Annotated in this window: 19 protein-coding genes and 1 riboswitch; all 19 genes read left to right on the plus strand. The window is 38.7% G+C overall.

Going from position 1 to position 20,188, the window contains the following annotated elements; all coding sequences use genetic code 11:
• The first annotated feature begins 70 nt into the window (after nucleotides 1-70).
• The 19 genes from KO172_RS03660 (at nucleotide 71) to KO172_RS03750 (ending at nucleotide 20,126) form a co-directional block, all read left to right on the plus strand.
• Entirely contained in the window at nucleotides 71-3,466 is a 3,396-nt protein-coding gene (locus KO172_RS03660; protein ID WP_215492189.1) for an InlB B-repeat-containing protein, read from the plus strand.
• Between the two features lie 158 nt (nucleotides 3,467-3,624).
• Nucleotides 3,625-4,197 (plus strand): methyltransferase domain-containing protein, encoded by a 573-nt coding sequence (locus KO172_RS03665; RefSeq protein WP_215492190.1) that lies wholly within the window; start codon nucleotides 3,625-3,627, stop codon nucleotides 4,195-4,197.
• Between the two features lie 397 nt (nucleotides 4,198-4,594).
• A complete protein-coding gene (locus KO172_RS03670; protein WP_215492191.1) occupies nucleotides 4,595-6,313 on the plus strand; it encodes an ABC transporter ATP-binding protein in 1,719 nt (572 codons plus the stop codon).
• Complete coding sequence (locus KO172_RS03675) at nucleotides 6,306-8,021, plus strand: ABC transporter ATP-binding protein (protein WP_215492192.1); 1,716 nt, start codon at nucleotides 6,306-6,308, stop codon at nucleotides 8,019-8,021. Before KO172_RS03670 ends, KO172_RS03675 begins: the two co-directional genes overlap by 8 nt.
• A gap of 63 nt (nucleotides 8,022-8,084) precedes the next feature.
• Nucleotides 8,085-8,255 (plus strand): hypothetical protein, encoded by a 171-nt coding sequence (locus KO172_RS03680; RefSeq protein ID WP_215492193.1) that lies wholly within the window; start codon nucleotides 8,085-8,087, stop codon nucleotides 8,253-8,255.
• Between the two features lie 90 nt (nucleotides 8,256-8,345).
• The gene (metG, locus tag KO172_RS03685; RefSeq protein ID WP_215492194.1) at nucleotides 8,346-10,283 is read left to right on the plus strand and encodes a methionine--tRNA ligase; all 1,938 of its coding nucleotides are present in this window, start codon (nucleotides 8,346-8,348) and stop codon (nucleotides 10,281-10,283) included.
• Nucleotides 10,283-11,053 (plus strand): TatD family hydrolase, encoded by a 771-nt coding sequence (locus tag KO172_RS03690; RefSeq protein ID WP_215492195.1) that lies wholly within the window; start codon nucleotides 10,283-10,285, stop codon nucleotides 11,051-11,053. The genes metG and KO172_RS03690 overlap by 1 nt, the downstream gene beginning before the upstream one ends.
• Entirely contained in the window at nucleotides 11,046-11,579 is a 534-nt protein-coding gene (rnmV, locus tag KO172_RS03695; protein WP_215492196.1) for a ribonuclease M5, read from the plus strand. Before KO172_RS03690 ends, rnmV begins: the two co-directional genes overlap by 8 nt.
• On the plus strand, nucleotides 11,572-12,432 hold the full coding sequence (rsmA, locus tag KO172_RS03700; protein WP_215492197.1) for a 16S rRNA (adenine(1518)-N(6)/adenine(1519)-N(6))-dimethyltransferase RsmA: 861 nt from the start codon (nucleotides 11,572-11,574) through the stop codon (nucleotides 12,430-12,432). Before rnmV ends, rsmA begins: the two co-directional genes overlap by 8 nt.
• The gene (locus KO172_RS03705) at nucleotides 12,422-12,763 is read left to right on the plus strand and encodes an ArsR/SmtB family transcription factor (protein WP_215492198.1); all 342 of its coding nucleotides are present in this window, start codon (nucleotides 12,422-12,424) and stop codon (nucleotides 12,761-12,763) included. Before rsmA ends, KO172_RS03705 begins: the two co-directional genes overlap by 11 nt.
• Nucleotides 12,764-12,883: 120 nt before the next feature.
• A riboswitch (cobalamin riboswitch) is annotated at nucleotides 12,884-13,076 on the plus strand.
• 82 nt (nucleotides 13,077-13,158) lie between these two features.
• A complete protein-coding gene (locus tag KO172_RS03710; protein WP_215492199.1) occupies nucleotides 13,159-13,869 on the plus strand; it encodes an energy-coupling factor ABC transporter permease in 711 nt (236 codons plus the stop codon).
• Nucleotides 13,856-14,149, plus strand: coding sequence for an energy-coupling factor ABC transporter substrate-binding protein (locus KO172_RS03715; protein WP_215492200.1), 294 nt, complete (start codon nucleotides 13,856-13,858; stop codon nucleotides 14,147-14,149). The genes KO172_RS03710 and KO172_RS03715 overlap by 14 nt, the downstream gene beginning before the upstream one ends.
• Nucleotides 14,150-14,164: 15 nt before the next feature.
• Nucleotides 14,165-14,845 carry a CbiQ family ECF transporter T component gene (locus tag KO172_RS03720; RefSeq protein ID WP_215492201.1) on the plus strand — a complete coding sequence of 227 codons (681 nt, stop codon included), beginning with the start codon at nucleotides 14,165-14,167 and terminating at the stop codon, nucleotides 14,843-14,845.
• Nucleotides 14,846-14,849: 4 nt separating this feature from the next.
• On the plus strand, nucleotides 14,850-15,662 hold the full coding sequence (locus tag KO172_RS03725; RefSeq protein WP_215492202.1) for an energy-coupling factor ABC transporter ATP-binding protein: 813 nt from the start codon (nucleotides 14,850-14,852) through the stop codon (nucleotides 15,660-15,662).
• Entirely contained in the window at nucleotides 15,643-16,236 is a 594-nt protein-coding gene (locus tag KO172_RS03730) for a precorrin-2 dehydrogenase/sirohydrochlorin ferrochelatase family protein (RefSeq protein WP_215492203.1), read from the plus strand. The genes KO172_RS03725 and KO172_RS03730 overlap by 20 nt, the downstream gene beginning before the upstream one ends.
• Nucleotides 16,205-17,107, plus strand: a complete 903-nt coding sequence (hemC, locus tag KO172_RS03735) for a hydroxymethylbilane synthase (RefSeq protein ID WP_215492204.1) — start codon at nucleotides 16,205-16,207, stop codon at nucleotides 17,105-17,107. Before KO172_RS03730 ends, hemC begins: the two co-directional genes overlap by 32 nt.
• Complete coding sequence (gene cobA, locus KO172_RS03740; protein WP_215492205.1) at nucleotides 17,100-18,578, plus strand: uroporphyrinogen-III C-methyltransferase; 1,479 nt, start codon at nucleotides 17,100-17,102, stop codon at nucleotides 18,576-18,578. The genes hemC and cobA overlap by 8 nt, the downstream gene beginning before the upstream one ends.
• A complete protein-coding gene (hemB, locus tag KO172_RS03745; protein WP_215492206.1) occupies nucleotides 18,568-19,524 on the plus strand; it encodes a porphobilinogen synthase in 957 nt (318 codons plus the stop codon). Before cobA ends, hemB begins: the two co-directional genes overlap by 11 nt.
• Entirely contained in the window at nucleotides 19,524-20,126 is a 603-nt protein-coding gene (locus tag KO172_RS03750) for a ribonuclease H1 domain-containing protein (RefSeq protein ID WP_215492207.1), read from the plus strand. Before hemB ends, KO172_RS03750 begins: the two co-directional genes overlap by 1 nt.
• Nucleotides 20,127-20,188 lie beyond the last annotated feature (62 nt).

The raw sequence follows: 20,188 nt of genomic DNA on the forward strand, positions 1-20,188 counted from the left end.
TTGTTTAAATATATGATAAAATTACTTTATCAGAATAAAAAATTTTGTATATAAGTTTAGGAGGATTGTAATGAAAAAGAGACTACTTTCACTACTACTAGTCATGATGATGCTTATTACAGCTATGCCACTTGCAGCAGCGCAAAGCACGAACAATTACAAAGTTGACTGGTTAGTACAAAACAATATCGTTCAAGGAAGGGGAGATGGTGAGCTTTCACTAGGCAAAAACATCACTAGAGCAGAGTTCACTAAGATGGTTTTAGCCGTAACAGGTGAGCTTAATCAAGCTAATCTATATGCAGCTGCGTCTGCATTTAAGGATGTAAACAATCATTGGGCGAAAAACATAATTAGCTACGCAACACAAAGGGGATACCTTGCAGGTTACCAAGATGGATCATTCCGTCCGAATGCACATATAAAACTAGATGAGTGTATAGCGATACTAGCAAGACTAAACCCAGACTTTGCAGAGCCAAAGGTAAAGACAGGTTACTGGGCACAAGCCTACATTGACTATGCTAAGACAAGCGGAATTTTAAATGGCATTGCAAACACAAATAACCTTAAGACCTTTGCCACAAGAGAGACAGCCTTCAACATGGTATATAACGAAGTTCAAGTCTACACTTTTGTTAATAAGAAGATAGCTGAAGAAGCTCGCAGACTTCTTGAAGAAGATGCAGCAAAGAAGGAAGAAGAAGCTAGAGAAGAAGAAGCTAGACAAGCAGAAGCTAGGAAAGCAAGAGAAAGAAAAGAACGCAGAGAAAGACAAGAGCGTAGAGAAAGAGAAGAACGCTTAGATAGATACTATAGAATAGAGTACAACGTTTACTTTAACTTAGGAAGCGGATATGAATTTAAAGATAGAGTGATAGCAAATACTTTCTATAAATTACCTCTAGCACCATCAATTGCGCCAAGTGGTAAAAAATTCAAAGCTTGGAATGTCAATGGCGCTGAGTACATGGCAGAGGCGTATGTTTATGTAGACATAGACCTATATATAAGCCCAGTGTGGGAAAATATACCTACGCCACCAACACCAGAGCCACCTACGCCACCAACACCAACAAAGTATAAAGTAACAGCAACAAAGGCAACAGCAGACCCTACAGAAGCAGAAGTAGGAGCAGAAGTAAAAATCAAAGCAGACGAGGCAGAAGAGGGACAAGAATTTGCAGGCTGGGAAGTAACAGGTATAACACTTGAAGAAAGTCAAAAAACAAGCAAAGAAATAACAATAACAATGCCAGCAAATGCTGTTACAATCAAAGCGACATTTAAAGATAAAACAGTAGTACCACCTACACCAACAAAGTATAAAGTAACAGCAACAAAGGCAACAGCAGACCCTACAGAAGCAGAAGCAGGAGCAGAAGTAAAAATCAAAGCAGACGAGGCAGAAGAGGGACAAGAATTTGCAGGCTGGGAAGTAACAGGCATAACACTTGAAGAAAGTCAAAAAACAAGCAAAGAAATAACAATAACAATGCCAGCAAATGCTGTTACAATCAAAGCGACATTTAAAGATAAAACAGTAGTACCACCTACACCAACAAAGTATAAAGTAACAGCAACAAAGGCAACAGCAGACCCTACAGAAGCAGAAGCAGGAGCAGAAGTAAAAATCAAAGCAGACGAGGCAGAAGAGGGACAAGAATTTGCAGGCTGGGAAGTAACAGGTATAACACTTGAAGAAAGTCAAAAAACAAGCAAAGAAATAACAATAACAATGCCAGCAAATGCTGTTACAATCAAAGCGACATTTAAAGATAAAACAGTAGTACCACCTACACCAACAAAGTATAAAGTAACAGCAACAAAGGCAACAGCAGACCCTACAGAAGCAGAAGCAGGAGCAGAAGTAAAAATCAAAGCAGACGAGGCAGAAGAGGGACAAGAATTTGCAGGCTGGGAAGTAACAGGTATAACACTTGAAGAAAGTCAAAAAACAAGCAAAGAAATAACAATAACAATGCCAGCAAATGCTGTTACAATCAAAGCGACATTTAAAGATAAAACAGTAGTACCACCTACACCAACAAAGTATAAAGTAACAGCAACAAAGGCAACAGCAGACCCTACAGAAGCAGAAGCAGGAGCAGAAGTAAAAATCAAAGCAGACGAGGCAGAAGAGGGACAAGAATTTGCAGGCTGGGAAGTAACAGGCATAACACTTGAAGAAAGTCAAAAAACAAGCAAAGAAATAACAATAACAATGCCAGCAAATGCTGTTACAATCAGAGCGACATTTAAAGATAAAGAAGTAGAAAAAGTTTTTGGTATTGAAAAAATAAGTTCAAACGTTGGGACATTTACTGTAAGTTTAGATGATCAAGATATTGAAAAAGCAAAGGCTGGAGAGACTATAAAAGTTAAGGCCGATGTTCCTGGTGGATATAAACTTATAAAAATTAGTGTAGCTGTTAAAGAGATTGGCAAAAGAATAGAATTACTTTCCAAAAATGAAGAGGGCAGTATTATAACTTTCAAAATGCCAGATTGTGATATACAGATCCAAGTTTTGTATTGTCCTTTGGAATCAAAAATCAAAAATCAAGTATTTAATCAGCTAAAGGAAGCAACAAGAGAACTAAAAAACAACTTTACGCTTGATATTGATTTAACAGAAATTGATGTTAAGGACTTTGAAGGTGAAGTTATGGCGGGGTTTAATGATTTTAATGCAGTAAAGGAAGGAACATACCTTGATGCTATTTTATCTGGATTTAGCTATGGAAGTAAAAATCCTGAAGATCAAATTAAAAATCATCATTATATAGATGTAAACCTTTCATATACTCACACAAAAGAGCAAGAAGCAAAAGTTGATAATTATGTATCTAAAGTTATTAGTGAAAGAAGAATTAGTGAAGCTGAAACAGATTACGAAAAGGTAAAGGCTGTTCATGATTATATTATTACAAATGCAGCATACTTCAAGCTAACAAGCTCGACTGACAAGATAACTATTGGGTTAGTACAAGAAGGAAACGAAAAGTTTAATACAGTTAATGGCGTTTCAGTTCATTCACCATACGCTTTATGCGATGATGATAACGAAAAGAATGTTGGTGTTTGCCAAGCATATGCAGGTCTATTCCAAAAGTTTATGGATAAGCTTAATATAAAGTGCCACTACGCAACAGGATATGCAGGCGAAAAACATGCATGGAATATAGTTGAAATTGGAAAAAAATATTACAACATTGATCTTACATTTGATGATCCAGCAAACGCTTCAGGAGAACAACAAGGACCAAAATCAGGTCTTGAAAATTATGAATACTTTTTGAGAGGAGATAGATTTTTTAATAACCCAGGTAAAGATGACATTCCACATACAAGAAATAACTTAAAAGATATCACCGTTCAAAATGAAGATTATGAAGGCAGAGCAAAAGGATACCTTGATAAAACACAAAATGCAAACCAAATAAGTATAGATCCAGCAGCATAAACAATTATAATATCAAAATACTAAGTAGATGTACACAACGTGCATCTACTTTTTTATCAAAAAGAAGCTTTCATAAAAATTGTTTATAAAAATTAAGAAACAATATAACATATAGAATATTTTAAATATGTTCTGGGTATATATGCTATGGTGATGATATGAAAAAAATAGATACAAAAAAATATGTTGATGAATTTTATAAAAAGATAGCCGAGGACAACAAGGTTTCGGACGAAGAGAAGCAAAGGGCGGTTGCCTACTCCTTAGGTTACACTGACGAGGACATAGAGCTTGGAGGCGACTTGGGTCTTGGCTGCGGCAATCCCATTCAAAATGCTAAGCTAAAGGATGGCGAGTGGCTACTTGACCTTGGCTGCGGCAAAGGTGTCGACGTCTTCAAGGCGGCTCGTGAGTTGCACGGCACAGGTAAGGCTGTAGGCATTGACAGGCTTCCCGAGATGATTGAGCGTGCGAATTTCATCCGTGACAAGAGAGGCTTTGACAATGCGGACTTTCTAGTCTCAGACATTGACAACATCAATCTGCCTGACAATACCTTCGACGTCGTTATATCAAACTGCGTTATCAATCTATTAGAAGATAAGGAAAAGGTTTATAAAGAAATATTCCGCGTGCTTAAACCGGGTGGACGTGTTTCTATAAGTGACATCATTCAGATAAAGAAGCTTCCTGATGATATCTTGGCAGACCCCATCTTCCACGCGACATGAGTCGGCGGCTCCATCACTTCAGAGGCTCTGAAGAGTATACTAGAGAAGGTTGGCTTTATGCCATACACAATTGTCGAAGAGGAATTGACAGAGGAGTACTTAAACAAGTGGGGACACGAAGGCCTTGACGAGTACATTAAAAGAGGCAAGATACTTGCGATAAAACCATTTAATTAATTTAAAATTTATATTTATGGATGTCTTTTATTAAGACATCCATTTTCATTGTAAAATAATTTAACCATTTAACAAAGTGACTTGACAATTAGCTTGCAAAGTGATACGATTGATACAGTGAAGAATTTATGATATCTGACCCTCCCCGCAACCTTTTTCTACTTCGTTTGTGTGGTGGGGCATTTTAATTATTCATAAATTTTACTAAGGAGGTGTTGCTATGAAAGCGATTCTTAACACGTATAAACTAGTACGTAAGCATGCAGGCTCCACATACATATTCATTTTAATTGAATCTTTAATCACAGCTCTTGTTAGTCCAGCGATAATTTACGCTACGGCTATGGCTGTCGACTCGATTCTTAATTATGTACATGGAGAACGTAATTTATTTCCAATTATTTTATTAATAATTTTATTTGCTTGGGGAGAAGTATCGAAGTTCATTCGAAACATTTTAGACATAAAGCTTGAGCAAAAACTTGAACTTAATTTAAACACGGCTGTCATGAATAAGCTTGATAAAATATCTTTGGAAGAGATTGAAAAGTCAGGTTTTCAAGACAAGCTAAATAAAGTAAAAGATCGTCCGCACATGGCAGTGATCGAATTATTCAATTCATCCATAGCCATAGCAGCTATTGTGGTGAAGGTAGTGGGTATTGCCTTTGTGTTCTTTACAATCTCTATTTATCTTGGCCTTGCTTATATGATAAGTGCTGCGCTTGATGTTTTCTTCAGCTTCAAGGCAGTCAATAATATGAATAAGATGTTTGAAAACACTTCGCACAATGAGCGTGAGATGGAAAATATTTTAAGGATACTTAAGGATAAGAACGCCATCTATGAGATAAAAGTTTTTCAAATGAAGAACTTGTTTCTTAAGAAATTTAAAAAATATTCCGAAGCTGTTTTTGATGAGAGGCTTAAAACAACTATTGCAAGTCAAAAATATCTTTTGCTTAGCTCTTTTATAAATATAATATGGATGGGACTTGCAATACTCTTCGTCCTACTAAAACTTATTCAAAGAGCAATTACTGTCGGTTCGCTTACAGCTGTCATCACATCTGCGTCGACTACTTTGGATATGGCTGAGGACTTTGTTTATGAAGCGTCTAGTGTAGCTAATTCTGGCTACATCGCAGAAACACTTCTTTATATCTTGGATTATGATGAAAAAGAAGTCAAATCACAAATCGAGAGTGGCGACAAAATTGTTTTTGATAAATTATCTTTTAAATATCCACAAAGCGAAAATATTGTTTTAGATGATTTATCTTTAGAGATTGATAAGAACAAAGTTACTGCCATAGTTGGCGAGAATGGCGCTGGCAAGTCAACTATAATTAAGTTAATAGCTGGTCTTTACAAGCCAACGAGCGGTACTGTTAAGATCAATGGCACTGAGCCATACTATTTATCGAAAAAAGACTTGGCAGATGAGCTTGCGATAGTTTATCAAGACTTCCAAAACTATGAGCTTAGTATAAAGGATAATGTTTTGCTTGGCGATGATAAAGATATTTCAAGTGATTTACATTTAATGGAGCTTGATAAATATGATGCCAATACTAATTTAGGTAAGCTTGAAGACGACGGCGTATACCTATCTGGTGGAGAAAGCCAAAGACTTGCCATAGCTAGAGCCATCTCAAAGTCTTCTGATTTTCTAATCTTTGATGAGCCAACTGCATCCATGGATCCTATGATGGAAGCAAAAATGTATGAGGGCATAATCAAAGTGCTTAAGATGCGCGGCGCTATAATTATCACTCACAGACTTGTCTTATCTAAGCTTGCTGATGAGGTTTTAGTAATTGATAAGGGAAGGCTTATTGAACGAGGCACGCATGAAACGCTTATGAAAAAGGGCGGCAAATATGCAAAGATGTTCACTGAGCAAGCGGCTTGGTATAAGGAGGCAAAAAATGACTAAGGTAATTAAAAAAGTTTTTAGCGTAACACCAATCGCGATCATATATGTCTTCATCTACCATATAATTTCAGGTTTCTTTGTTGCAGCAAAGCTATATGCTTCGATGCATATCATACAAAGCGGCTATGAATACATCAAAAACTTTTCTGATATAAACGTTTTTATTAGGTATGGAGTCATGCTTTTAATCATCATAGCACTTGAAAGACTTCTTGAGTACCTATATGCGATAGCGATGAATGGCTATTTGTTTGAAAAAACTGACAGCTACTTAAATAGAGAGATGGCAGCAAAATTATCAAAGATAGACTTAATAAACTTTGAGGATAGAGATTTTTTAACTATAGAAGAAAGAGCGGCGAGTGCTGTTGACGACGAAAGGTTAAGTAATTCAGTAAGGCTACTTGCTATGGCACTAGGCCAAGGACTTGAAGTTATCTTGATACTTGTAACACTTTGGACTTATAGCCCATACTTAGTTGCACTAGCAGCCTTAACAGTAGTGCCGTACCTAATCACAAGACTTATACGCGGCAAAGCCTTTTATGATTTAAAGAGCATAGAAGCCTTTGACGAGAGAAAACTAAATTATTTCTATAGCATATTTACAGATACTAAGACTAATAGGGAGATAAAGTCATATAACAGCTCTGAGTTTTTCTTGAGTAAATATACTAGCGTTTTTAAAGATACAAGTAAAAAATATTTTGATGAGAGACTAAAAGATGCTAAGTCACTACTTTTCTGCGACATATTAGGCGTCATAGCCTTCTCCATCGCCATAATAATAACTATAAAACTTGCCTTCGATGGCAAGATACTCATCGGTATGATGGGTGCTGCACTTATGGCTTATCAAAATATGCAAAACTCAAGTAAGGATATGATAGTCACTGTCGGCAATTTACCGAGAAACATTTCCTTCGCAAGCGATTACTTTACTTTTATGGACAGCAGTGAAGAGAAAAAAGCTTATGATGTAAATTTTGGCAAAATTAGTGTAAAAGATGCTTCATTTACTTATCCAAAGACTGATAACGGTCTTCATGATATAAGCTTAAGTATAGACGAGGGCGAGAGCGTGGCAATAGTTGGCTATAACGGTTCAGGCAAGACAACATTTACAAAGGCTTTGACTGGGGTCTATGATGCCAGTGGAGAAATATCTTTTGCTGGAGTAAATATAAAGGGAAGAGGACTTAGCTTTGATGATTACACTATAGTTCCTCAAGAAAGAACTGAGATTAATCTTAGTATAGCTGAGCATATCGCGTCAAATGAAACATATGACGAGGCAAAGCTAAAGTCGCTGCTTGATTACGTAGGCTTAGACAAATTATATAAAGAGCACTCACTTGATACAAGGCTCGGCAAGGACTTTGACGGAGTAGAGCTATCTGGCGGCGAAAGACAAAGGCTTGATATAGCAAGGTCTATGTATAAGGATGCTAAGCTTATAATACTTGACGAGGCAACATCGGCTCTTGACCCAATGCAAGAGAGTGAGATCTTAAAGAAGTTCCTCGACATATCAAAGGGAAGGACGTCCATCATCGTTACGCATAGACTTGGTATATGCAAAAGTGTAGATAAGATAGTAGTCTTTAAAGATGGCAGAGTGTATAGCATTGGTACGCATGATGAGCTATTGACAAAGTCTCAATACTATAGAGAGATGTATGAAGCACAAGCAAAATTTTATAAGTAAATATATTGACAAGACTATAAGTAAGATATAAAATAGTATTAAAATTAATAATAGGAGCATGATATGAAGGAAAAGCATATAAATAATGATAGCAGTATGAAAAAGCCATTAATATATGAAGACTTAAGTGAAGAAGAATTTGACAATGAGATAATGAAGGCGCTTGACGATTTTGATAATGGCAGGACATATACTAGTGAAGAGGTCGAGAAAGAGCTTGATAAAATTTTATAAGCAATAAAGAATTAATCAAAGACTATATATAAATGGTCTTTGATTTTTTTGTGCCTTTATGCTATAATTAAGGGAAAAGGAGTTGAGAGAATGGAAAAATATTATTTAAGTACACCAATTTATTATCCAAGTGGTTACTTACACATAGGAAACACATATACGACTATAGTTGCGGACATGCTTAAGAGGTACAAGGAGCTTCAAGGCATGGATGTATATTTTGTTACAGGCTCCGACGAACATGGTGAGAAGATTCAAAAGAACGCTGAGAAAGCTGGCGTTACTCCTTTGGAATTCGTTACTAATATTAATGAACAAATATATAAGCTATGGGACTTACTTGACATAAGATATGATAAGTATATAAGAACTTCGGATAAGTCTCATGATGAGATGGTTAAAAAGATATTTACAAGACTATACGAGCAAGGCGACATATACAAGGGCGAATATGAGGGACTTTACTGCACACCATGTGAGTCGTTCTGGACTGAGTCTCAACTTGTCGATGGCAAGTGCCCTGACTGCGGTAGAGAGGTGCACCCTGCACACGAAGAAGCGTATTTCTTCAGGCTAAGTAAGTACAAGGACAGACTTTTGAAATACTACGAAGAGCATCCAGAGTTCATTGAACCAGAGTCTAAGAAGGCTGAGATGGTTAACAACTTCTTCAAGGAAGGTCTTCAAGACTTATGCGTTTCAAGAACATCCTTCGACTGGGGCGTTCAAGTGCCATTCGATCCAAAGCACGTTGTTTATGTGTGGATAGACGCTTTGTCTTCATACATTGATGCGGCAGGATACTTGCAAGATGACGAAAAGTTCAAAAAACTTTGGCCAGCTGATATTCACTTAGTTGGTAAGGATATTTTGCGTTTCCACGTAATCATATGGCCAGCACTACTTATGGCTCTAGATCTACCACTACCTAAGAAAGTCTTTGCACATGGCTGGATACTTTTTGAAAGCGACAAGATGAGTAAGAGCAAGGGCAATGTCATCTACCCTGAGCCAATAGTTAAGCTATATGGCAGAGACGCGCTTAAGTACTACGTTATGAGAGAGTTCAACTTTGGTAGCGATGGTAACTTCCAAAGCAAAAAGTTTATGGAAAGAGTAAACTCTGATCTTGCAAATGACCTTGGTAACTTAGTTTCAAGAACTATTGCCATGGCAGAAAAGTACTTTGGCGGAACTGTTAATAAAAAGACTTCTGATGATGCAATCGATAAGGATTTAATTGATGTAGCTCTAACAAGAAAAGCTGTTCTTGATGAAAAGATGGAGCACCTTAACCTATCAGTAGCCATTGATGAAGTGTTTAAGCTAATCAGAAGGTCCAACAAGTACATCGACGAAACATGCCCATGGACTTTAAACGATGACGAACACAAGGAAAGACTTGAAACTATCATATATAATTTACTAGAAGCATTAAGAATATCATCTGTATTACTAAGCCCATTCATCCCAGATACTGCAAAGAAGATTAGGGAAGCGCTTGGCTTAAGTGAAGAAATGAAATATGAAGAATGCGATGAATTTGGTAAAGTAGATAAATACACTGTAAAGAAGATAGATACACTATTCCCAAGACTTGATGTTGATAAAGAAGTAGAGAGACTACTTGAGGAAAACGCAAATTTAGTTAAGTCGAGAGAAGAAAAGGATGGCAAGACAAAGGCTGAGGACGCTGATGCTAAGCCAGCTATAGAATTTGATGATTTTGCAAAGCTTGATCTAAGATTAGGCGAAGTAATTGACTCAAAGGAACATCCTGAGGCTGACAAACTTTTGATTAACACAGTTAAGATTGGTGATGAGACAAGAACTATTGTTAGCGGCATCAAGAAGTGGTACAAGCCAGAGGACATCATAGGCAAGAAGGTTGTCGTTGTATGCAACTTAAAGCCTAGAAAGCTTAGAGGCGTTGAGTCGCAAGGCATGATACTTGCTTGCGAAAACGGCGATGACTTATCACTAGTTACATCGATTGAAGATATGCCAAGTGGCTCAGTGATCGCGTAATGGTATTCGTTGATTCACACGCTCATCTTGACGACGAAGCCTTTGATGAGGACAGAGAAGAAGTCATAAAAGATATCTTATCTGGAGGAAACTACTTCTTCAACATAGGCTGCGACCTTAAGACAAGCTACTCAAGCTATGAGCTTAGTAAAAAGTACGATCACGTCTACGCAGTTGTAGGCGTGCATCCGCATGAGGCGAAGTACTACACAGCTGAAACGCGCGAGGCACTTAAAGAGCTACTTACTAAGGATAAGGTTATGGCGATAGGCGAGATTGGCCTAGACTACCACTACGATTTGTCGCCACGAGATGTACAAAGAGAGGTCTTTATTGATCAGATAAACCTTGCTAGAGAGATGGATGTGCCCATCGTTATTCATACGCGTGAAGCGATGGAAGAGACTTACGAGATACTTGAAAAGCACGCAAAGGGCATGAATGTTCTTTTGCACTGCTATACAGGGTCTATAGAGATGGCGAGAAAGTATCTAAAACTTGGCTACAAGCTAGCTTTAGGTGGAGCGCTAACTTTTAAAAATGCAAAGAACACTGTGGATGTTGCAAAGGAAGTTGATTTGAAAGACCTACTTATAGAGACGGACTCACCATATATGACGCCGGTGCCATATAGAGGCAAGAGAAATGACCCGAGAAAAGTAGTCTTGGTTGCAGAAAAACTTGCCGAGATCAAGGGCATCAGCACAGAAGAAGTTTTAGAAGCGACAAAGAAGAACGCATTTGAATTTTTTGGAGTGAAAAATGATTAAAGAACTCATAGTTGTCGAGGGCATGGACGACATCGCTCAGATTAAAAACGCTGTTGATGCCGACATCGTTGCAACACATGGCTATAAAATTAAAAAAACGCTCTTTGATGAGCTTAAGAAAGCTGTCAAGACGAGGGGAGTCATTGTTTTTACTGACCCTGATTATGCTGGTAAGATGATTAGACGCACCATAAATGAAAATGTCAAGGGCTGTAAAAATGCTTATCTAAAGCAGTCAGATGCGATTAAGAAAGATGATATCGGCGTTGAGAATGCTTCGAAGGAGGCAATTATCGATGCACTGATGAACGCAAGAGCATCGACAGAAGAGAGGACCGTACTATATACATCGAAGGATTTGTTTGATAATGGTCTTTTAGGCGCAGATGGTTCTAGTGAAAGGCGCGAAAAACTTGCGAGCCTACTAAAAATTTCTAATTCAAACGCAAAAAAGATGCTCGACGCACTAAACTATTATCAAATTTCGAGAGAAGATTTTGTGGAGGCTATGAAGAAAATTGACTGAGAAAGGTTTATATAGCATAGCAAGACTCAAGGAGCTGCAAGAGGACTTCGGCTTTGAATTTAAAAAAGCGCTTGGACAAAACTTTTTGATCGATGGCAATATCATTAGAAAGATAGCACAGGAGAGCGGCATCACAAAGGATACTACAGTTATGGAGATAGGTCCTGGCATAGGAACCTTGACAGAAGAGCTAGCAAAGCACGCAAAGAAGGTCATTGCCTTTGAGCTTGACGAGTCGCTTAAAGAGATACACAAGGAGACACTTGGACGCTTTGACAATGCCACAGTCATTTACAAGGACTTTATGAATGCCACAGAAGACGAGATCAAGGCATTGACGGGAGGACCCTTCAAGGTATGCGCCAACCTTCCATACTATGTGACGACACCCATACTTACATTTTTGCTCGAATCAAAGCTAGAGATTGAATCCATCACGGTTATGGTACAAAAAGAAGTCGCTCAAAGGATAGTCGCCGATGAAAAATCAAAAGACTACGGCAGCATATCGGTATTTACACGTGCCTATGGAGATGTGCGCATAGCATTTAATGTGTCAAAGGACTGTTTCTACCCCAAGCCAAAGGTGGACTCAGCAGTTTTATATATAGAAAAGAAGAAAAAAGATTTGGCAAACGAAGAGCTATTCTTAAAGATAATTAGAGCAGCCTTCATGAAGAGAAGAAAAACACTTGCGAACGCTTTATTTAATAGCGAAGTGGGTATAGATAAGGTGCACACAATAGATGCACTTAAAGCCATTAAGAAAGGCGAGAACACAAGGGCAGAGGAGCTAAGCTTCGATGACTTTGTAAGTATAACGAGAGACTTGGAGGGAATATATGGAAAGTAAAGTATTAACACAGGAAGAACTGGATGCGATTAAAAATGATAACATCGACTACAAGGTAGTTGAGAAGTTAGCAGACATTATGAAAGCACTTAGCGAGCCTTCCAGAATACAAATCATACACGCACTGAGCCTAAGCGAGATGTGTGTAACAGATCTTTCATACGCACTAGGTATGACACAGCCACTTGTTAGTCACCACCTAAGGATACTAAGAAACCTTGGCCTCGTTAAGTACGAAAGAGACGGCAAGCAACTTGTCTACTCACTAGATGACGAGCACGTGCTTATGTTATACAAGCAAGGCTTGGAACACGCAAAAGAAAAAGCTTAATAGTAATCGATATATTATCTGTCACTATAATGGTGGCAGATTTTTTATGGCTTGTATGTAAATTAGTCTTTAATTAGATTAAATAAATATGCTACATACATCCATCAATATGAGTATTAACCTTGCATTCTAAGTTCTGTAGTGATATAATTATATTGATATCGTTTAAGGGAAGTTTTAAAAACGCAGTCGCCGCTGCCGTTGGCGCATACTGAGTAAACACTTATGTCACTGTTATTTCATCCATAATGGGAAGGCGTTTACAAGGGATTAAAGCGCTAGCCGGAAAACCTTACTTTATCGAGAAACACCTTCGGCAAAGAGAGGTTCTTTTCCAAATCAATTTGATTTTCAAAAGGAGTCTTTGCGTGGGGAAATAAAAGGAGGAATAATTTATGAGAAAGAAAAGTATCATTCTCATGAGTCTTTCACTAATTTTATTGTCCGCAGACGCATTCGCAATGCACATCATGGAAGGTTACCTTCCTAAAGAGTGGTGCGTAATCTGGGGACTTGTATCTTTACCATTCATCATACTTGGTATAAGAAAAATTGCTAAAGACTCTGATTCAAACGAGAAGAAAGTTTTACTTGCACTTGCAGGTGGCTTTATCTTCGTACTATCTGCTATGAAGATCCCTTCAGTAGTAGGTAGCTGTTCACATCCAACAGGTACTGGACTTGGTGCAATACTATTTGGACCACTTCAAACATCCGTTTTAGGTTTAATTGTTTTAATTTTCCAAGCTTTGTTATTAGCTCATGGTGGTTTAACTACTTTAGGTGCTAATACTTTCTCTATGGCTATAGCTGGACCATTCTTAGCTTTTGCCATCTATCACTTGTTAAAGAAACAAAATAGAAGCCTTGCAGTATTCTTAGCAGCAACTCTTGGTGACTTATTCACTTATGTTGTTACTGCAACTCAACTTGCTGTTGTTTACCACGAAGGAATTGGATTTACAGCTGCTTTAGGTAAGTTCTTATCTATCTTTGCTGTTACTCAAGTTCCTATCGCTATAGTTGAAGGTTTACTAACTGTTGTTATTGTTAACCTTATAGTTAGATACAAAGGTGAGGGGGTACTTACAAATGAAAGATTATAAGAAGACTAATTTGATTTTAATCATACTTGCTATCTTACTTGTTGTACTACCACTTGTTTTCGTTCAAGGCGAATATGGCGGATCTGATGATGCCGCAAGTGAAGAGATTGAAGCATTAAAACCAGGCTATGAGCCATGGTTCGAGTCCCTTTGGGAACCACCATCGGGCGAAGTTGAATCCTTGTTATTTGGTCTTCAAGCTGCTATCGGTGCTGGAGCTATTGGCTACATCATTGGCAGCTGGAAGGGAGATGCAAGTAAGAAGGAAAAAGATAAATAAAGGAGCTTAGGTAAATTGCTACTCATTGATCAGTTCGCATATACCAACGGCTTAAGGCATATCAAGGCAGGATATAAATTTATATTCTGCCTAGCTATGCTAGTTTTAGCTATTGGTCTTGACAATATATATGTAAATTTAGGCATATTCATCTTAATAATATTCTTAGAGCTTGCATTTGCAAAGTTTAAAGTAAGAAACGTCTTATCATTTATTAAAGTTCCGACTATATTCATATTCTTAGGAACAATATTTTTGATAATTGGTTTTTCTAAAGAAAATCATTTTGTCTATTCCATAAACATCTTTGGCATATACTTTGGAGTGATTGAGGGGCAAGAGATGCTGTTTCTTAACGTGTTTATGAGATCTCTTGCGGCGACCTCTTCGGTCATATTCTTAAGTGTAACGACACCCATGGTCGATATAATCAAAGTTTTCAAGAGCTTGCATCTGCCAAACATCTTCATCGAGCTCTTTATGCTTATTTACCGCTTCATCTTCATCATCATAGAAGAGGCGCAAACAAACATAAACTGTCTTGAGATAAAGTTTGGCTTTATAAACACTAAGACATCGTTTAAGTCTATCAAGATCTTTGTTGAGAACATGGTCTTAGGTATATTTAAGAGAAACGAAGAGATGATTAATGCTTTAAATATCAAGCTATACAATGGGGAATTTCCGGTTAGGTGATTATATGTTAGAAGTAAAAAATTTAGAATATACTTATGAGAGTGGACAAAAGGTCTTAGACGGAGTAAGCCTCTCGACTAATAACGGCGCCATCACCATGATTATAGGTGAGAACGGTGCCGGTAAGACTACTTTATTTAAAAACATACTTGGGCTACTAAAGAGGGACAAAGGCGAGATACTTGTTGATGGTGAGCTTCTTCGCTACGACAAGAAGAGTCTTTTGAATTATAGAAAGAACGTTACTATGGTTTTTCAAGACCCGGACAATCAAATCTTCTACTCGAACGTGTTTGATGACACTGCTTTTACGCTTAGAAACCTTGGCTACGACGAAGAAACTGTCAAGGCAAGGGTTGAGATGGCGCTTAAGAATGCAAACGCATATGAGCTAAAGGACGAGCCGGTTCACTTTTTAAGCTATGGACAAAAAAAGAGGGTTGCCATCGCTTCGGCGATCGCCTTGGGTGCAAAGTACATCCTTATGGACGAGCCGACTGCAGGACTTGACCCTGTGTCTATCGGCATACTTAAGAAGACTATCGCTTCTATTGCGAAGGATAGTTCGCTTCTAATATCTACTCACGATATGGAGTTTTGTTATGAGATGGCTGACTACATATATGTAGTTAAGGACGCAAAGATTATCAAGGAAGGCAATAAGTATGAGATCTTTAAGGATGAAGATCTTATTAAGCGCGCCAATCAAGAGCTGCCTATATGTGTTAGGGTTGCTAATGCTATGGGTCTTGACTTCTTTGAGAACAACGATCAAATGATAGAGAGATTAAAGGCTTATGCTAAGCATAGCTCTTAATATAAAGGATAGACCTGTTACCATAGTTGGTGGCGGGTCTGTCGCTTTAAGAAAGTTTAAAACGCTTCTTAGTGAAGGAGCAAAGCTTACTGTCGTTGCTAAGGACTTCATAGATGGCTTTGCCTGCGAAGGAGCAAATCTGATAAAGGGTGTTTACAAAAAAGAATACATAGAAGGAGCCTTACTAGTCTTTATCGCGACTGATGATGAAGAGCTTAACGATAGAGTTGCACGTGATGCGAAGGAGCTTGGCATCTTATATAACAGGTGTGACAAGAAGGACGACTCTGAATTTCACTCTATCAACATGAAGAAGCTTGGCGGCATAGACATCTCCATATCGACAGGTGGAAGGCTTCCTGATCTAAACAAAACGATTATGGACCAGATGCAAAGCTACGCTGTATATGATGATGAGTTTTTAGACTTAGCATCGAAGCTAAGAGAGTGCTACATAAAGTGCCATAGACAAGACGAGATTAAGAAGATAAAGACTTACAGTAAAGAAGAAATTTTAAGCTATATAAAGGAGTTTGAAGACTTTGAAACTAAAGGTGGGAACGAGGACAAGTAGGCTTGCGCTGAAGCAAGTTGAGCTTGTATTTGATAAATTAAAAAATTACTACGACATTGACTACGAAGTTGTGGGCATAGAGACGCTTGGAGATATCGACAAGAAGACATCCATACGCCAGATGGGTGGCAAGGGTGTCTTTGTCAGGGCGATTGAAGAAGCACTTGTTGATGGCAAGATCGACATCGCTGTGCACTCATTAAAGGATATGACTTCTGAGCTTGCGCCTGGTCTTGAGATCATATACTTTGGTCAGAGAGCAAGAAGAAATGACATAGTTGTTCTTAACAGAGTGCATAGTGGTAAGACGGCTCTTGAGCGCAGCATGAAGGTTGCTACCGGCTCCTTAAGACGCAAGTTCTTACTTGGGCAAAAGGACAATGACTACATAGTTTCTGAGATAAGGGGCAACATCGAGTCGAGAGTAGCAAAGCTTGATGAGATGGGCTTCGACGCTATTATATTATCAAGAGCGGCTATAGATAGACTCGATTTAAATGATGAGCTTAAAGGTAGACTCATAGACTTAGATGAGGACGAGTTTTTACCATCGCCATGCCAAGGTGTTATAGCTCTTGAACTTAACTCGAATAATCACGAGCTAAAACAGATGCTAATGTCTATAAGGGATGCGAAAACTGATTTTGAAGTAGACATCGAGAGAGCCTTTCTTAGTGAGTCGGGCGCATCGTGCAACAAGCCGCTTGGTATACATGTAGTATCAAAGGGCGATAAGGCACATGTCAAGGCCTTTATGGCATCAGACGACCTAAAGAGGTACAAGTATCTAGACTTTGATACGGACAAAGAAAGCTATGCGCGTGATGTGAAAAAATACACTGAAGTGATTAAAGGTGAGATAGATGGCTAAGGTATATTTAGTTGGAGCGGGCCCTGGTGATGAGGGCCTAATTACTATAAAGGGGCTAAGCTTAATACAAAAGGCGGACTACATTATCTACGATAGGCTTATCAATTACAACTTGCTCAATGAAAAGAAGGAAGGCGCAAATGTATTCTACGTCGGCAAAGAGGGGATGAAGTCCTCTTGGAAGCAAGATGAGATTAATGAGCTTCTGCTTAAGTGCGCACGTGATGAAGGCAAGATCATAGTTAGACTAAAGGGAGGCGACCCGCTTGTCTTTGGACGCGGTTCTGAGGAAGCACTCTACCTAAAGGAGCACGGCGTTGATACAGAGATAGTGCCCGGCATCTCATCATCGATAGGCGGCCTTATATATGCAGGTATACCTACGACACACAGAGAAGTCGCAAGGAGCTTTCACGTCTTTACTGGTCACACTATGAACGGACCTGCAGAGCTTGATTGGGAAACCCTTGCACATATGGAAGGGACACTCATCTTCCTTATGGCTATGAGTAATATAGAGACCATTGCAAAGAAGCTTATAGAAGCTGGCAAGGATCCAATGACTAAGGCAGCCTTCATATACAAGGCGACAAGGTCTGATCAAAGAAGATATATAACAACACTTAAGGATGCTTACAAGACTAAAGTGGATAATGATATAAAGAATCCATCGGTCTTTGTAGTCGGAGATGTGGTTAACTTTGCCAATGATATAGACTTCTTTGGAGACAGGCCATTTAAGGATAGAAGCTTTATACTATTAAGAAAGAAGGAGTTCAATCAAGACTTCAAGGACTTCCTTATCGACAATAAGGCAGAGTTTTTGGAGCTTGAGACTATAAAGTACACTCCTATACAAGATGCAGGCTTTGATAATGCACTTAGGCATATAGAAGATTACAAGTGCCTAATACTTACTAGCCGTAATGCAGTAGAATTTTTCTTTAGGAGAGCCTTGGAGCTTGCTATAGACTTTAGAAGATTTGCTAATATCAAGATAGCCTCCATAGGTCAGAAGACTATGAAGGACATAGCTCAGTATGGTTTCAAAGCAGACTATGTATCAGAGAAATATACATCAGACGAGCTGATCAAGAATGTAATCTCGAACTTTGACAAAAAGGCAAAGGTTTTGTATCCTCACTCAGATAAGGCCAAGGGCAACATTAGAGCGGCACTAGCTGACTACGATGTGGACGCCTTTGAAGTGTATAAGAACAGCGATGAGGCATATGAGAAGATGTACCTTGATGATAAGGTGTATGACATATTCTTCTTCTCGTCATCGGAAGCTATTAGCTTCAATAAGTTCTACCCAGAGATAATGGCAAAGGCGAGGATATATTCCATAGGACCATATACTACAAAGAGCATAGAAGAACTTGGCTACAAAGTATATAAAGAAGCCAAAGTACATGACTCAGAAGGCATGATAGATTTAATTAAAGAGGAGATAAACAATGAAGAATAGAATGAGAAGACTAAGACTTAATGCGAACATTAGAGAAGTATTCGCAGAGACAGCTCTTAGAAAGGAAGACCTTATATATCCACTTTTTGTGAAAGATGGAGTTAATGAGGTAGAAGATATAAAGAGCTTAAAGGGACAAAAGCAATACACCGTTGACAAGCTTGATGAAGTGATTAAAGAGTTAAAGGACTTGGGCATACGCTCAGTAATACTATTTGGCGTGCCAGAGCACAAAGACGCGTGCGGCTCAGGTGCTTATGCAAAGGACGGCGTTGTTCAAAGAGCGATTAGAAAGATTAAAGAGCTTGACAAGGACTTCATCGTTATAGGTGACGTGTGCATGTGCGAGTACACTGATCACGGTCACTGCGGCATCTTGCACGAGGACTATGTAGATAATGACGAGACTGTTTCATACTTACAAAAGATAGCCGTGTCCATGGCAGAGGCAGGAGTAGATATAGTCGCACCATCGGACATGATGGACGGACGCGTTGCGAAGATTAGAGAGGCACTTGATGATGCTGGCTACATCAACGTATCAATCATGAGCTATGCATCAAAGTTTGCATCAAACTACTACGGACCATTCAGAGATGCAGCAGGTAGCGCACCAAGTTTTGGCGATAGAAAGCAGTATCAAATGGACTACAGAAACAAAAGGGAAGCACTTAGAGAGATACTATTAGACGTAGATGAGGGAGCCGACATGCTTATAGTTAAGCCTGCCATGGCATATGGAGACATAATTAAGCTTGCAGCCGAAGAGACTAAGTTACCTATAGTTGCTTACTCAGTAAGTGGAGAGTATGCTATGCTATACGACGCAGTTGCGGGTGGCCTTGTCAAAGAAGACATCATCATGGAGACTATGCTTTCATTTAAAAGGGCGGGAGCAAATTTAATCATCACATACTTTGCTAAGTACTTAGCAGAAAGATTATAATGGCGAAGAAGTATTATGCCGTGAAGTCCGGCAGAGTTAGCGGCATATATGAGACATGGGACGAAGCAAAAGAGCAAGTTCATGGATATAAGCAAGCGATGTATAAGTCGTTTAAGACCTTAGAGGATGCTCAGTCATACATGGAAGACGAGGCGCCTGAAGTCAAAAATGATTTGACTGGAAAACTTCTTGCTTATGTTGATGGGAGCTTCAGCAATATAATAAAAAAATATGCAGCAGCTGCCGTATATGTCATAGATGATGAAGTGATAGCTACAGAGGCACTTGCATATGATAACAAAGAGCTTGTTCAAATACGAAACGTTGCAGGCGAGATCAAAGCATCAATGATGGCGATTGACTACGCGATAGACAAGGGCTACGACGAAGTGCACATCTTTTTCGACTACGAAGGTATACGCAGCTGGGCCATGGGTTATTGGAAGACAAACATAGACGCGACTAAGGACTACAAGAAGTTTTTCGATGCGAAGAAGGACGAGGTCGAGATACATTTTCATAAGGTAGAGGCACACACGGGAGATAAGTATAACGAGCTTGCAGACAGCTTAGCTAAAAAAGCACTGATTAAAATGTCTTGACATCTACATTCTAAGAGTATATAATAAAGGTACTTGAATGACAAAGATTAATATATGGAGGT

It is taken from the genome of Fenollaria sporofastidiosus (assembly GCF_943169635.2).
GTDB lineage: Bacteria > Bacillota > Clostridia > Tissierellales > Peptoniphilaceae > Fenollaria > Fenollaria sporofastidiosus.